Raw genomic sequence first — 14,501 nt, 5'->3', positions numbered from 1 at the left:
AAGACCGGCTTATGATGCTGATCACAGGCATTGCCAATGCAAACCCCGACCTGACACTTCGCGACATCGCCGCACAGCTCGAAGGTATGCACGAGCGCACGCCACGCGGTTCGTCGCGCTGGGCCCCATCCTCGGTCAAGCACCTGCTGGACCGGGCGCGAAAGTTCGGGCTCGTCCGCGTATAGTGGAGTTTTCATGCGCTCATCCTTTACGTCGCCGCCACCAGTTGCGGGCGCTCGCCGTTGGCTTTGAGGGCTGCCATCAGCATCGGTCCTACGGTAAACTCCCCTGCCCTTGCCTTTTCGGTCAGGACGCGCAGATAGCCCCCAGCTGAGTTGATGGCTTGTGCCCGCTCGAGGATGCAGGCAATGACAATGGCGGTGTTTTCCTGGCCAAACACATCAAGCGCCTCCTCATAGGCGGAGGGTGAAATCCCAAGGTAGCCCCTGACTTGGGCGGCCGTCGCTATCAACTCCCGCCAGGTACCAATACCGCTTGGCGCATAGTCGGCGATCTCCGGACAGGCCTTCATCACCAGGCCGAGCGGATAGGTCTTTGTCGCATCCTCTGCCCTTGGTTGGTTGGGTCGAGATTTTGCCCCTTGGCTGCTTCTGAAGCCAGGTTCAATATCAGATGAAGAATCGGTATTTGAATTCTGTTGCTGCGGCTCAGTTTGAGACTCATTGGCGCTCGGATTCTTCTCATTGACATGGTTTTCCAACAACATAGCCACTTCGTCATGCAAAGCAGCTAGATCGGCAAGGATCGGCTGCAGCGCTGCGAGGCTCGCCTGGCGCGGAATGGCCTCAACAATTACCCGAAAGCGCTTCCACAGCGTCCCCCAGTCGCCTGGCACCGCTTCTTCGACGGCAACCTCGATCAGCTTGGCGATATCGCGCCGGTTCAGCGTGATGCGCTCGCGAACCAGCTTGAGCGCCCGCGAAGCTGCCCGCACGCTCTCAGCCGCCGCCTGCAGTTCTTCAGACCGTGCCAGAAGCGGTGCCAGGGAAAAGCCGAAGGCATCGGTAATCTCGCCGCCCCTGCCCTTCCTTGAATAACGCTTGCCGTTAGGACTGTCCTTTCGGGTGATCAGGCCGCAGTCGACGAGCGCTGCCAGATGCCGGCGCAAGGTGGCATTGGCCATGCCATGCGCCCGCATCGACAACTGCACATTGGAGGGAAACACCACCAGCCCGTTATCCACCGAGAGTTCATTGTCCGGCAGAAACGACAGCAGGGCATTGAGGACCGCCAGCGTGCGATCGCCGACCCCGATGACGTTCTTGCCTTCACAGAGCCAACGATAGATCTGCCACTTGTCGGCAGTATTGCCTTCCTCGATGTTATGCGCTTGCGCTTGTGTTTTCAGCTGGTCAAGCGACATCGATCGCCGCCCAAAGGGCGTCGTTATTAAACTTCCAAACATCCCCATTCACCTTTTTAAAAAGGCAAAAGATTGCTGCGCGCCAAAACGACGATGAAGACTCTTGACACTGATTCTGGGAAATGCGATTCTCAACGCTGTGAAACGATATGAGAGAAGCCTTCCGAACAGCGATGTTTTGGTGGGCTTTTTTCTTTTGCGGTTATTCTGACGAAGCGTCATTCAATAAATTGTCAGCTGACAATTTATTGAAAACCTCTATTTTTCAATGGCAACCTCCTTTTTTGAAATCGGCCTCGTTGATGGCAACTCGGCTTCGAATTCTGCCAACAGTTGCGGGATTTTCGCTTCGAGAAATGAGTTAAAGGCAACTTTATCGCTGATGAGGCGAAGCTGTTTGCCTTTCCTTTCGAGCCAAGCAACCCTTTCACCACGCGCTCTCAATTCAGACTTTGGCCTTGCCTTGGCGTTACCCGGCTTGCTTCCGGCAGCGTCGAAAACATACCTAAATCGAGCATCTGAATTGGCTTCCTTGAATGCCGGGCTGGCTAGTATTTTATGAGTTCGGTCCGTCGCACCGTTTGACTGCAGGTTCGCTACGAGAGCCATCCACCGCGGTCTACCAACTTTCGGCGCCGGGCCAATGGCGAGAATTATCTCCGCATCTATCGCGTTCGCCACTGAGAGCAACCGCGACGCCTCCGGCTTATCAACTCCCAATGCCGCACAAACGGTTTCACGATCGAAGCCACTTTGTTCCATCCGCAAAGCAAACAAAGCCCGTTCAATGAAGCTAAGGTCAAGACGAGGACCGTTTTCCTGACCCTGTGCTACTACCAACTCATGGTCGGTCAGGTTTTTGACGATCGCCTTAACTTTGAAGCCCAGCTCCAAGGACACTCTGATCCGTCGATGGCCGTATGCCGCCTGGAACCTATTCGCGTCCTGCGGATGCGGTCTGACAAGGATTGGCACTTGTTGACCATTTGTTTCGATCGCCGATTTCAGCTCGTCGAATTCGGGATCGCTGTTAAAGGCGATCCGATCCATTATCATTGACGGATCAATAAGTGCTGGATCGAGCTCAACTACGCTGTCACCTCCGGCGAGTGCTTCGCGGAGGTTTTTTGCTGCAGCCGCCTCTTCCGTAAGCCGATCCAATCCCAAGCTCATTGCCTTAACAGCACCGGCGGGCCGCGCATGTGGCATTTCCACCTGGGTGGGTATTGGCCTTCCTGCATCAACGAGACCACGTAATACGTCTCTTCCTTTCACGCCGCGGCCCTCCCCCAGGCTTGCCTAACTAGACCTTCGATTTCAGCGTTCACACTGTCCATAGATTCAACAGCCCGATCATAGGTTTGACGGTTCATGGTTTCGCGGCCGGCTTCGTAAATTGTTTGTTTTGACAATCCCGCGTCCGATACAGCCGTCGATTTGACCATCATAGCGGTCAGAACTCGCTCGCTGAATAAATTGCGCAGAAAAGCCACAATTTGAGCTTGGGGACCGTCATGAGGTTCGTACCGCGTTACCAGGTATCTCATCCAGTCGTATCCCAAGTTACCACCTGCCTCTCTAACGACCGAGAGCAACTGCGAGGTCATAGCAAGAAACTGGTTCATGGAAGCTACGTCCAGCATCTGAGGATGTACCGTGATCAACACGGACGTGGCAGCGCAGAGTGCAGACATCGTGAGGAAACCCAACTGAGGCGGGCAATCTATGACCACAACGTCGTAATTATCTCCTACACTTTCCAATGCATTCGACACCCGCATGAAAAAGAGCCCATCCGGATCTCGGTTTCTGTCGGACAACACACGGGGGGTGTCATGTTCGAACTCATGGAGTTCAAGATTGCCTGGCACAAGATCAAGACCAGCAAAATATGTGCGCCGAATTATCTCGCTTAGAGGACGCCGTTCCTCGTCGTAGCGTATAGCACCATAGAGTGTACCGTTGTCGCCAACGTCAAATTCGGGCTGATATCCGTATAGGGCTGACATCGACGCCTGCGGATCAAGGTCCACTGCTAAAACGCGATATCCGCGTAATGCAAAATACTGAGCTAGGTGGGCTGCACTGGTGGTTTTACCAGACCCGCCTTTGAAGTTTGTAACCGCTATTATCTGTAAGTGTTCACCCGCAGTTCGAATTGGTACGTAAGATGTTTTGCCTTTAGTGAGATGGCGCCTTAGCGCATGAATCTGGTCGAGCGTATAAGCCCGCTTTCCATTCTGAGCTTTCTCAGGAACCGGGCCGTCTTCTGCAAGTGCCAAGTGGCGCACATAACTTTCGGTCACTCCAATTAGCTTTGCGACTTCTGCGCTCGAAAAACGCCGCAACTGCTTTTCAGCCTCTGGTGGAAACAAGCGCTCGCGCAGCAGCTGAAGCTGCGATCCTAGCGCTTGGGAATCCGCCCAGATCGTTTCATCGATCGCTGGTTGGATCGACTGCCGCGCTTTTAAGGCTTCAGTGCTGTTCATTGGCATTCACGCAAAAACGAGTTAAATAACGATTTTCACGCAAACTGGACTGAGTCCCCGATTCGGTCAAGAAATAATAGGTTAACAAGGTCTTAACGAGTTACCAGTTCCATTATTAGGCAATTGTTTTAACGACCTTTTTCACACGATTGTCAGCTGACAATCTCATTGAAAAGGCATCGTATTCGCCTCCGCGGACGGCGCCGCTACACTCTGGGAGCGTCAACCGGGACCTCCACACCAATCAACAGTGCTACGTCGTGAAGATAATCCGCGCTAGCAGGAGCCGTTGCTCGACCAGATGACCTGTTGACCGCCGACGCGCCTACGATGGTGTTCCCCATCTACAACGCTGCACTGCGGCACAGCGCCCAAAGCACGGATCGGTCATTCCACCACGCTCGAACGCAGTGAACGGATCGACACCGAACCACCTGGCCAAAGAGACAATCATTTCGCGTCGATCAATAAATTGCCGCGGTAAGCGTCCACCGGCGTGCTCTCCGGCTCAGCAGACTGAGGTTACGATCGGTTGCGTCGTTTTCCCCCGCATGCCACTGCTGTCCAGTCAATATTGTGGACATGACGCACGGTGTTGATTCTGGTGTTCGATTGTTGACGACGATCCCGGACCCGCAGGAGGAGCAATCTCGCGCCATCACAATAGCGTCTTTCATGATCTTTTGAAGCGTGTTCCGTGGCTGCCTTTGACGGGTTTGTGGACAGGCATGGCGCCGACAAACACATTCGCCGGTTGTCGACGAAGACCAGCTAATGGCCCTTTTATAAGGACAGCTGGCTGAGAAGTCACTTTGCGCGCGATCGCCGGCGTATTGGAAAGCTATGCGGCGCGGCTTTATGATCTCGGTGCCCGGCCCGCCTCCCGGTCGTCGCTTGCCGACACCAATGCGAAGCGCCCGAGTGCCGTGTTTGCCGAACAGTTTGCCGAACTAGCGGCAAGAGCTGGGCCCGTAGACACACCACAATCCTATGGTCTTGAATTATCGTTATCACAGCAGATAATTTCTTCGCCGGCCTCACACGAGTTGACATTGCCGAAAGCAATTGAAAGCCGGCAATTTGATAGGCTTAGATCTGGACAGGCTAGGGGCCTTCGCACAGTCGCAGTTGATATCGCTGTCCACTATCGAGTTTACCGACCCTTGTTGATATCATGATGCTTAAAGTGCGCGCCCAACGCGCCCACAGACACGTCCTAAAACGTTGAGATCCGCAAAATCTACATCGAAGTGCCTCGCATTTTCGGCAGAACCGGCGGCCGTCATGAAAACCCTTACAAAACCCGGTCGACCTAGGTTGGAGGTAATCTCGACTACTTGGGCGTTATAGCCATTCCATATAAGCGAAAGACCATATCCTGAAAGTTGAGCAGGGTTCCCGTCAACTATAAGGTGATCTCCAGGTGAAATCCTGGGTTCAAAGGCGGCTGTCTCGATCTGATACACGTAGAGATCGCCAGCGTCTGCCAAGCGGAGTGTGTCGGTTACAAACTTCTTCGAAAGGTAGTGAGCGAACGTGTGTATGCGATCAGTTCGATTATCAAAGTGGACCACTGGCAATTTTATAACATCGTCGGGAAGTTTGTATTCCACTTGACGGGAAATATTAAACGCGAGGTACTCCGGACCAACGTGGAACAACTTGGCGATATCGATCAGTTTATCATACGATGGAAACGTAACGCCGGATTCCCATTGCGTCACCGCGGTGCGGCTAATTTCCAAATGTGCGGCAAGGCCCGCCTGAGTCATTCTGGCAAACTCTCTGGCTTGTTTGATACGTTCACCGATACCGGCTACGACATCTTTGGTTTCAATCTGGGACAACTGGGGTAACTCCTGTCACGAAAAATCCGAGTGGGTCGCTGCGAATATGGTCGTCGCGAGCGAATTGCATTGGGAGTTCTGCTCGCTCCGAGTTACACAATTTTGATCTGGGAGATGGGCGCTTGCTTCAGAATATTGACGTAAACAATATCGTCAAAGTTTTCACGGATTTTCTGGAAAGCGAGGGCAGGGGACCCCGCCTCGATTTTTAACTCGTTGGTTTTCTCGGAGCCAGAGCACAGCTGTACGATCTGCACAGTAAATTCGATCATCTCAACCTTTCCTATACGCTAATCGCCATTTGAATCACCCTTGGGGAGAGATCTATGTACTTTTCCGTCGTGCGGATATCGGCGTGTCGGGCGAGCAGTTGAACATCTTTTAGCGAATTGTCGTAATTGTTACAAACACGAGCAAGGGTTGTTATGAATGTCCGTCGCCCGGTGTGAGACGAACAGCCCTTCAGACCAAATTTGGCGTACAGTCTATGTAGGTACACCGTCAAACCGGTCACACTCATGCCGGGGCCGGCGCCTCTTCGCGTGGTATACATCAAGAATTGCGCTGGATCCCCCGCGACGACCTTCCTAAGCTCAACAAGGGCGTCGCGGAGCATCGTGTGCATGTACACCTTAGTGTCAGGCTTGTTGCCCTTAGTAATATGATGGCCAAGCTCGATTGCGGCCCCTACGGGGAGTATCGTTCCCCTCGCATCCGTAACATCGCTCCACCGCAGCCGCGCGATCTCGCAAGCTCGCAATCCGCATTTGAACGAAAGCAGTAACATCACGCGATCTCTGCCGCCGTTCTTCGAAGTACTGGCAGAGTCAAACAACTCCTGAAACTGCTCATGCGTAAGAGTTTTCGCTTTCTTCATTGCCATTTTTTTGCCCTCTTAGCTGTCCGATTTGAACCCGCATTGATCTCTTGCTTCAGTTGAGATCCGGACGTGTGCTCCCTCATCAGTCTGTCGATCTCCGCATGGTCGCCAAAGTGATGCCGCAGCATGGTAAGGACCGCTGCAGCCACATCCCTTGATGCGGCTCGCACTCCCTGATCGAAAGTACCCATTTCCGGGTCCAATACCGGGGCGAGATAGAATTGAGCAATCTCGTCAAGGTCGGCCCTGAGTTCATTCTTGTGCATCTGCTTGGAAATAATGACGATTCTCTTGGCCAGCAGGTTAGACCATTCTTGATAACCCTGCTCCCAAGAACCGATAATGCTTGACGGTTTGCTCGGGGGTTCCAAGGATAATTCTACAAGCCCGAAAATATTTCCCATGTCTGTTGCAGCACGGGTTGACGATTTGGTCAATTTCTACTCTCCCTTCAATTAATTCAAAGCGATTCTGGACCCTTGATCAAAAGTCCGCACTCAATGGCCAGCAGAATGACCGCAAAATGCCGGGGCACGACAAAGCATCCTGGCTCTCGTTCAATCAGACTTTTCTCCTCGCCCTCGCGGACACGACGAAGCCGACTCCGCGTAATGTCCGTGAGCTTGGTGAACTGGTAGGCAGAGATACCGGTCTCGACTAGCCGCTGACGAAATACATCGGAAGACATGTCCAGACGCTTTTCATTGATAAATTCAAATTGTTTCCTTCGTCTCACAGAGACCTCCTCTCAAATCGCGTTGGACAGTAAATGCGTCACCGTCCGAGTGCATCTGCGCGACTGTCTTAATTTCAGACGATTCTGGTGTCAATATTATTGACAATTTTTTTATAGTTTTGTCCGTCAATGAGGTCGAATCCCCAGGTGCCTCACATCAACAACACATGCCATTCATAGGAAGGGTAGGGAGGGCTAAAACTGGCGACGGGTCAAAAATGTAAGAAAACGCACACAAACTTACAGTTTTGAAAAATCTTAGCGTTTTCAACGTGTTACGAGCACCAAATTTTGGTTGTAAGAATAAAACATGTCAGAAAATGGCACGGCGACCATTACTTAGATGTCAGAAAAACCACAGAAACTTACAATCGCCATAAAGTTGAAGGTTTTCAATAGGTTAATCTGTCAATAAATTCGACGTCTTTTTCTTACAAGATAATTTCTTACATTGGACTTTCTTGCTGTTAGATCAGTAAGTTATAGAGCCAACATTCGCTCGAAGAGGCGCGTGTAAATTTCAATACGCAAATAATCGATTATCGCAATTATTTCCTCAAGGGTTTCTTTTTATGACATTCCGCGTGCGCTCGGAAACTCGCTTGAACTCCGGCCGAAACCGTCACTTTTACAATTGCGCTAAATGGGTATCAATCATTCTTAGTGTACGCCAGCCTCGACGTGAGTGATGCTATCGGACGTCTCTACATGGCCTACCGAGCTGCGCATCGTGAGTATCGCGGCGGTAGGGCGGGGTACGCATGGTGGTTGCAACTCGTTCAATAACTGCAAAGGAAGAGACATCCCCGACAACAGGATTCAGCTGCCCAATATCAACGGGCCGCGGTTTGTCATTTGCCACCCCAGCCGGGACGACTTGGAGTCCCGGGATCAGCTACTGTTAATGAAAACGGTTGGTTGCTAAAGGAGTTTTCATTACCGCAAGAACTCGATCCTTTGTTCAACCTTGACACCGTGCGTTTCAACATAGAGGGCATCAAATTGCAACGGAAGCCGTTAAGTGGTTCAACTCGACCAAGTTTTGGCGTCATCCAGCCAAATGAGGGAGTGCCGACGTGTCGTTCACAGTTCGGCGGTAGAACGTGCAGGGAATGGGCGACCTTAATAATGGCCAGCAGATCAGTTACGAGCTGATCAGGCCGGTGTCGACTAAGTGTTTACAAAGCTCTGCCGAATGCTGAAATCCAGCAAAGAGTCGAACCACCTTGCGGCACTTGGGTGCCGCATATCGACGACCTCGCCATGAAACTGAAACACAGACTTCGCGATATCCAAATCCCTTCGTGACTGCTGCTTCCCGCCTCTACGATACCTCAATCAAATAGACTGAGGGATCGTTGAAGAGTCGTCCACCCCCTTCAAAGCCGGGCGCGGCAAATATCAACTGCGGCCGCAAGTTGTGGACTACGCGACGACGATAACTCGGAATTGCGACTTGTGACTGATCAAGGAGCGAGCGAGCGTGAGGAGGGCAAAATAAACCCGAAGAACAGCTATTCGGCTGCTGCCGGAATTTGCGTTGCGGAATTGTAAGAATAAGTCTTCCAGCTTGGCTCGTAGTCATCGTTCGCTTGGTTACCCCAAACGGTCCATCCTTGCCGAGTACCGCGAGAGAACATCTCAAGTCGCGGGCCGGGGCTGCAGGCCTCGATCAACGTGTACTGTTCATCGGGCTTTCGGCTGTGCTCGCGCTTTCGGGTTCCCATATAGTTCACCTGCCTACGACCTGGGTCTAGCGTTCGAGCATTTTTCCCTCGTATGCCGAATAGAAGTACTTCTGTGACATTGCGAAAATAAAACCCGACGCCGCGTCCGTCTGATCCGCCATCCTTGCGCAACTTGTGCCAGATTATATTGGATTTGTACTCAAATCCCCAACTCTTCATGACTTGCAGACCGTCGGGCAATAACGCATTGGGCACCCACAAGTAGAGGTGTGCAGTTGGGGCCAATACCTCCTCCACTGGTAGGCTGCTGATTTCACTTAAACTCATAGTGTGGTATCGATTTAGCCGGGAATGCTCCGGGGCGACCTTGCCCGTTCGATTTGCGAACTGCCAAGGCGGGTCGGCAAGTACCGTCGCAAACCTAGCGCCTCCAATATCCCTACGAAATTGTTCGATAACGTTTGATTCACACTGTTCGACCTTCACTATAAATCCTCTAGCGCGCTTGGGCGCGCGTCCGTAATGGTCAACTACTATGAGTTCCTACTGACCAAGTTGCCGTGGCGTACTGATAGTTATCATGACATATCGTCCTATTTATGTCAATATTTCTTACTATTGGTTCATCTTTCGGGGTGTCACGCCAGAGGAATTCGCGGCTTATGAAGGTTTTTTTGAAAGCATGAAGGGAAGGGGCCTTCATTCCGCATCGACAGGTTGCCGCTCGGTATGAAAGCAGGCGCGGTTGTCGCGTCGATGGATAAGAGGCAGAGACATTACGCCCAAAGCGAAGGTCATGTGCCGTCGATTGCTGCCAAAACCAGAAAGTCTCTAGTTTGCGGAACGTCTATGATTCAATCTTTGCCTGGAAAGGGTCTATTCGGTCGAAGATGGCAGACGCTATGGACATGCAACGAGGGTCGCCATACGAACCGAAAAAAGATCAGGGGTTCAGTCTTCGAGCCACGTGAACGTCAAGTCCGCTCATAATGAGGGTGCGGTGTATTTAGCGGTCATGCAACTTAGGGAGCCGTCTTCACCAATTGGATCACCGTGGGTATGACCCTCTGCGGAGGTGGTTCGTTGTTGTCCGATAAGTTGGAACACCCTCGAGGGGTGAAAGTTCTCTGAAGATAAGCCGGTGCTATGCCAGCCGGGCCATAAAGCTGAAATGAAGCTTGACGCGAGAGTCGCAAAGCTTAGATAGGTTTATGCGGTAACCGCCCTCTGCGTCGAACGCCCATTCGCTGAACATTTGTTCCGAAAGCCATCCATGACACCACGAACCACCACCCATCGCGGACTAGTAGTAGGCGCGATTATGGCAAGTATGGCGATGATTGCCATCGAGGCAACCATCGTTTCAACGGCAATGCCACAAATCGCGGCACAACTTGGGCAGATCAATCTCTATTCCTGGGTTTTTTCGTCATTCCTGCTGACCCAAACTGCGACAACGGTGATATTCGGAAAGCTCGCGGATATTTATGGTCGTAAGCCAATGATACTCATCGGCATCGCACTCTTTCTGTTCGCCTCGGTGCTTGCCGGCTTCGCATGGTCGATGCCATCCATGATCGCGTTCAGGCTGCTGCAGGGCATCGGGGCCGGAGCAATTCAACCCGTTGCCATGACGGTGGTTGCCGATCTTTTTCCTGGACAACAGCGCGGCAAGGTTCAAGGTTATCTTGCAAGTGTATGGGCACTGTCGGCGGTCGTTGGACCGCTTCTCGGCAGCCTCATTATTCACAACCTTCCCTGGGCATGGATATTCTGGATTAACGTACCGGTCGGGCTTTTCGCCGCAGCGGGCTTCATTCTGTATCTCCATGAGGAAAAACGGATCAGACTGGTATCTATCGACATACTCGGCGCCGCCTTTTTTGCCATTTCTATTTCCTCGTTAATGATTGCTCTTACCGAAATAGAAAGCGCAGTGTCTGGCCAGGCCATAGCCGCGCTGGCCGTCTTTATTGTGGCGCTTACTGCTTTCATCTGGCAGGAACGACGAGCCCAAGCACCCATGGTTGCCCCAGACCTGTGGCTGAAACCGCCGATAGCTTTCTCAAATTTGGCAGTCTTTTTCGCTAGCATGTCGATTATGGGCCTAACGACCTTCCTGCCGATGTACGTACAAACAGTACTCAACCGCTCGCCCCTCATAGCAGGATTCGCATTGACGATGTTATTGCTGGGTTGGCCCTTCGGCGCAACGCTCGCCTCCAGACAGTTTGCCCGCTTCGGTCTGCGACCCATCATGATAACCGGAAGCATATTTATACCTGTCGGAACATACTTTTTCGTTCTGCTTACGCCGTCAAGTTCCGCAGTTCTGGCTGGTGCCGGTTCGCTCATAATGGGTTTTGGCATGGGGCTGCTGAACATCGGTGCATTGATCCTAGCCCAGGATAGCGTGAACTGGTCTGAGCGCGGTAGCGCCACCGCCTCGAACGTGTTCTCGCGCAACCTTGGCAGCACGCTCGGCGCAGCAGTGCTCGGTGCTGTTCTTACCTATGGTCTTACGCATAGCACCAGCGGCCATGCAATAACGCCGGAAAAGCTGCGGATGCTCCTGAATGGCGCGGGCGCTGTCGTTAACGACACCCAAGAGATCCGTCTTGCCCTGCAGGGTGCACTGCATACTACATTCATAGTGATGCTCTTCATCGCTACGTTGATCGTACCGACTTGCTTGTTAGTGCCACGACCTAGGGGCGCGACCCGGGAGGCCTAGCGAATTGATCATATGAATTTGATAGGGAATCGGCCGCGCTCCGCCTCTCCTAGTCGATCGTCCGCTGGCCCCTCGAATACTCGGCCTGGATTAATCCATTACATTGCACGCAATTGATCGGCAGACATCTTGCCCGATCTTTTGTCTTGAACGATTTCGAAGCTAATTTTTTGCCCATCGTTTAGTTCGCGAAGCCCGGCTCGCTCGACCGCCGAAATATGTACGAACACGTCTGTACCGCCGCTATCTGGCTGAATGAACCCGAAGCCCTTCTGAGAATTAAACCACTTAACTGTACCAGTAGCCATTTGTCGTCCCCTCTGTTGCAAATAACAGCGTATCGAGGGCAGTAATAAGGATCAAGCCGTGACATCACCGACGGATGGAAAACTTATTGTCGGCTGTCCTCACGACCAACTTGAGTGTCTCAAGTGGGCGACTTTCAACGCCCCGAGCCGTCAGTTCTTTTTCTTCGCGACACTTCACAATCAACAGCTCATCGGGGAAGCGATTTCAGTGAAGGCCGGCGACTTCCGTGCGTCATATCCCGATGGGATGCCAGACTCGACATGGGACGACCTAATCAAGGCGTTCTCGACAGCGAAACAGGTTACGATCGCAGTGGACTCGCAGAGGCAACTGTAGAAGGCCGGTCAAGCGCTAAGCTCACCTCTTCAACATTGACCGACAAAAAACAACGATAACGATTGAAATCGACCCAGTAACGCGCTACATGGCACGTATGAACCTCTCTTTAGAACGCCAAATGGAAAACAATCTCAGGGAACAGGTGCTTCAGCACGTCCGTTCCGAGATTATCTCTGGACACAGCGCTCCGGGCTCCATGTATTCGGTGCCGAGCCTGGCTGTCACGCTGGGAGTTTCGACAACTCCCGTGCGGGAGGCCCTGCTGGAACTGGCCCGAAGCGGGTTGATCGAGCCTCTTCGAAACCGAGGCTTCAGAGTCGTAGCTCCCACGCTTGCACAACTCCGCAATCTGTTCGACATGCGCGAATTGCTTGAGGTCTACGCTGCTGAGGTGGTCGCGCTCAAGCGGAAGAAGGATCTCAGCAGTCTGAAGGACGCCGCAGACTATGTCGCCAAGACCGTTGAAAATAACGACGTTTCGAGCTACCTCGAGGCAGATAGGCGCTTTCACCTCCTGCTCACGGAACAGGCCGACAACGAGCTATTGAAAGGCACCGTCATGTCGTTGCGAGACCAGATGCGGCTCTACGGTATATCCAGCGACGCGGGCCGCGAGCGGCAACGCGATTCCGTTTCGGAGCATTACCGGATCATTGAATTGGCAGAAATCGGCGATGTCCAGGGATTGAGCCAGTTGCTGAAGCATCATATCCGGTCGTGGCAACCGATCTTCACTGAGGCCTTGTTGCAATCCATCCGGTCCTAGCGAGCGTTAGTCCTTCCACGGAAGCGTCGCATTAAATTCAACGTTCAACAAGCAAAAAATTTCGAGGGCTGTCTTGACTCTTCATCACTCCCATATTAGTAGTGCGTCACACGTAGCGCGTTACACACTACTAATCAGGAGAGACGAAGATGATTGAAGAACCTTTCAAGCGGCTGATGTGTCTTGGCTGCGGATTTTCATATGACGAGGCTATCGGCTTGCCCGAGCACGGCATCGCTGCCGGCACGCGCTGGAACCAGATCCCAAGCGACTGGGTCTGCCCCGACTGCGGCACGCCTAAGCATATGTTTGAGATGGTGTTCATCGGCTACTCGGCCGGTGGAAGCGATCTCGCAGGCGCAGCTTGACCTCAACCCAGGAGCACTAACATGAGCAATTCATTTGTTATCCGCGATCATGAACGCGGCCACGACATGATCAAATCGGATGGAACACGCGCATCCTATATCGCAGGGCATCCGGATGGCTTCGTGACCCGAGCGTCCAGTTTCAACTTTAACAGTTATCAGAGCGGACGTCCCGGCTTTGGTCCAATCCGTGTCTTTGGCGATGAGGTGTTTCACGGCGCCGGCTGCGGCTACAACATGCATCCGCACCATAACTTCGTTATCTGTGCCTTCGTTTTCGAAGGACAGTTGACGCATCTCAACACCGCTGGCGAGGGGATGGTCGATAACCTGAAGGCTGGTGACTTTTATGTGTTCTCGGCCGGATCGGGCGGCAAGCACTCCGAACTCAGTGTCACGCCGGAGGATATGCACGTCATTTATCTCTGGTTGATGCCGCAACAGCTCTATCTGCCGCCTACCTATCATCGTGGGCATTTCGACTACCGTCGCAGGCGCAACGAGATCATTCAACTTGTCGGCGATGCTGATGACGCGCTGCCGATACCGCAGGATCTCCGTGTCTCGAGGCTAATGGCGGATGCGGGCAGGAGTTTTACCTACAATCTGCGCAGTACAGGTCACGGCGCGTATGTCTTCATCCGTGAAGGATCTGCCTCCGTTGACGGCGTCAAGCTGGACAGGCGTGACAGCGCAGGCTTTTACCAGCGTGAGAATCTGGAAATCAGGATCGAGGTCGGCGAGGACGACAGCGACATAGTCATTGTCGAAACGATTATGATCGACGAGGACAATATCAAGGTATGGGAGCATGATCATGTCGGCCATTGAGCTCCGCTTCGATAACCATCACATACTTAGCGTGCACGGTTTCCGATCTGATGGGAGAAAACCCGTCGCTACAGACGTGATCTCGCCTTGTCCCTATCGCGATTTTTGCAAATCGCCTGTCTGCCGAGGC

14 protein-coding genes and 2 pseudogenes are annotated in these 14,501 nt (G+C 52.6%); 6 read left to right on the top strand and 10 right to left on the bottom strand.

Annotated elements, in window-relative coordinates:
- Positions 1-185: pseudogene (locus BR48_RS25655) on the top strand (recombinase family protein); the annotation flags it as partial.
- Positions 186-208: 23 nt separating this feature from the next.
- On the opposite strand, the gene repC reads toward BR48_RS25655, so the two are convergent.
- The 3 genes from repC to repA form a co-directional block, all read right to left on the bottom strand.
- Complete coding sequence (gene repC, locus BR48_RS0101170) at positions 209-1,426, bottom strand: plasmid replication protein RepC (protein WP_027229653.1); 1,218 nt, start codon at positions 1,424-1,426, stop codon at positions 209-211.
- A gap of 216 nt (positions 1,427-1,642) precedes the next feature.
- Positions 1,643-2,659, bottom strand: a complete 1,017-nt coding sequence (gene repB, locus BR48_RS23435) for a plasmid partitioning protein RepB (protein ID WP_051614423.1) — start codon at positions 2,657-2,659, stop codon at positions 1,643-1,645.
- Positions 2,656-3,873 carry a plasmid partitioning protein RepA gene (gene repA, locus BR48_RS0101160; RefSeq protein WP_245273334.1) on the bottom strand — a complete coding sequence of 406 codons (1,218 nt, stop codon included), beginning with the start codon at positions 3,871-3,873 and terminating at the stop codon, positions 2,656-2,658. The genes repB and repA overlap by 4 nt, the downstream gene beginning before the upstream one ends.
- A 647-nt stretch (positions 3,874-4,520) precedes the next feature.
- Here repA and BR48_RS26545 point away from each other — a divergent pair.
- A pseudogene (locus BR48_RS26545) lies at positions 4,521-4,841 on the top strand (DUF4372 domain-containing protein); the annotation flags it as partial.
- A 213-nt stretch (positions 4,842-5,054) separates the two neighbouring features.
- On the opposite strand, the gene BR48_RS23430 reads toward BR48_RS26545, so the two are convergent.
- The 6 genes from BR48_RS23430 to BR48_RS0101130 all read right to left on the bottom strand — a co-directional run bounded on the left by BR48_RS23430 (position 5,055) and on the right by BR48_RS0101130 (position 9,510).
- Positions 5,055-5,720 (bottom strand): helix-turn-helix transcriptional regulator, encoded by a 666-nt coding sequence (locus BR48_RS23430; protein ID WP_036812980.1) that lies wholly within the window; start codon positions 5,718-5,720, stop codon positions 5,055-5,057.
- Between the two features lie 92 nt (positions 5,721-5,812).
- Positions 5,813-5,992, bottom strand: coding sequence for a hypothetical protein (locus tag BR48_RS0101150; RefSeq protein WP_027229651.1), 180 nt, complete (start codon positions 5,990-5,992; stop codon positions 5,813-5,815).
- Between the two features lie 11 nt (positions 5,993-6,003).
- Positions 6,004-6,603, bottom strand: coding sequence for a site-specific integrase (locus BR48_RS0101145; RefSeq protein WP_027229650.1), 600 nt, complete (start codon positions 6,601-6,603; stop codon positions 6,004-6,006).
- On the bottom strand, positions 6,594-7,037 hold the full coding sequence (locus BR48_RS0101140) for a hypothetical protein (protein WP_155810778.1): 444 nt from the start codon (positions 7,035-7,037) through the stop codon (positions 6,594-6,596). The genes BR48_RS0101145 and BR48_RS0101140 overlap by 10 nt, the downstream gene beginning before the upstream one ends.
- 23 nt (positions 7,038-7,060) lie before the next feature.
- Positions 7,061-7,336, bottom strand: coding sequence for a hypothetical protein (locus BR48_RS26515; RefSeq protein ID WP_155810777.1), 276 nt, complete (start codon positions 7,334-7,336; stop codon positions 7,061-7,063).
- Between the two features lie 1,514 nt (positions 7,337-8,850).
- Entirely contained in the window at positions 8,851-9,510 is a 660-nt protein-coding gene (locus tag BR48_RS0101130; RefSeq protein WP_245273333.1) for an MT-A70 family methyltransferase, read from the bottom strand.
- 787 nt (positions 9,511-10,297) lie between these two features.
- Between BR48_RS0101130 and BR48_RS0101125 the strand changes: the two genes are divergently transcribed.
- Complete coding sequence (locus BR48_RS0101125; protein WP_027229646.1) at positions 10,298-11,758, top strand: MDR family MFS transporter; 1,461 nt, start codon at positions 10,298-10,300, stop codon at positions 11,756-11,758.
- A 98-nt stretch (positions 11,759-11,856) separates the two neighbouring features.
- Here the strand turns inward: BR48_RS0101125 and BR48_RS0101120 are convergent, their stop codons facing one another.
- Positions 11,857-12,066: a cold-shock protein gene (locus tag BR48_RS0101120; RefSeq protein WP_027229645.1), complete on the bottom strand. Its 210-nt coding sequence runs from the start codon at positions 12,064-12,066 to the stop codon at positions 11,857-11,859.
- A 458-nt stretch (positions 12,067-12,524) separates the two neighbouring features.
- On the opposite strand from BR48_RS0101120, the gene BR48_RS0101110 reads away from it, so the two are divergent.
- The 3 genes from BR48_RS0101110 (at position 12,525) to BR48_RS0101100 (ending at position 14,371) form a co-directional block, all read left to right on the top strand.
- Positions 12,525-13,172, top strand: coding sequence for a GntR family transcriptional regulator (locus BR48_RS0101110; RefSeq protein WP_027229643.1), 648 nt, complete (start codon positions 12,525-12,527; stop codon positions 13,170-13,172).
- Positions 13,173-13,321: 149 nt separating this feature from the next.
- Positions 13,322-13,540: a rubredoxin gene (locus BR48_RS23425; RefSeq protein WP_051614421.1), complete on the top strand. Its 219-nt coding sequence runs from the start codon at positions 13,322-13,324 to the stop codon at positions 13,538-13,540.
- Between the two features lie 21 nt (positions 13,541-13,561).
- Positions 13,562-14,371, top strand: coding sequence for a pirin family protein (locus tag BR48_RS0101100; RefSeq protein WP_027229641.1), 810 nt, complete (start codon positions 13,562-13,564; stop codon positions 14,369-14,371).
- Positions 14,372-14,501: the final 130 nt, after the last annotated feature.

The sequence above is a fragment of the Phyllobacterium sp. UNC302MFCol5.2 genome (assembly GCF_000686005.1).
Lineage (GTDB): Bacteria > Pseudomonadota > Alphaproteobacteria > Rhizobiales > Rhizobiaceae > Phyllobacterium > Phyllobacterium pellucidum.
The sequence above is the reverse complement of the archived record's forward strand: the minus strand, read 5'-3'. Positions and strand labels throughout refer to the sequence as shown.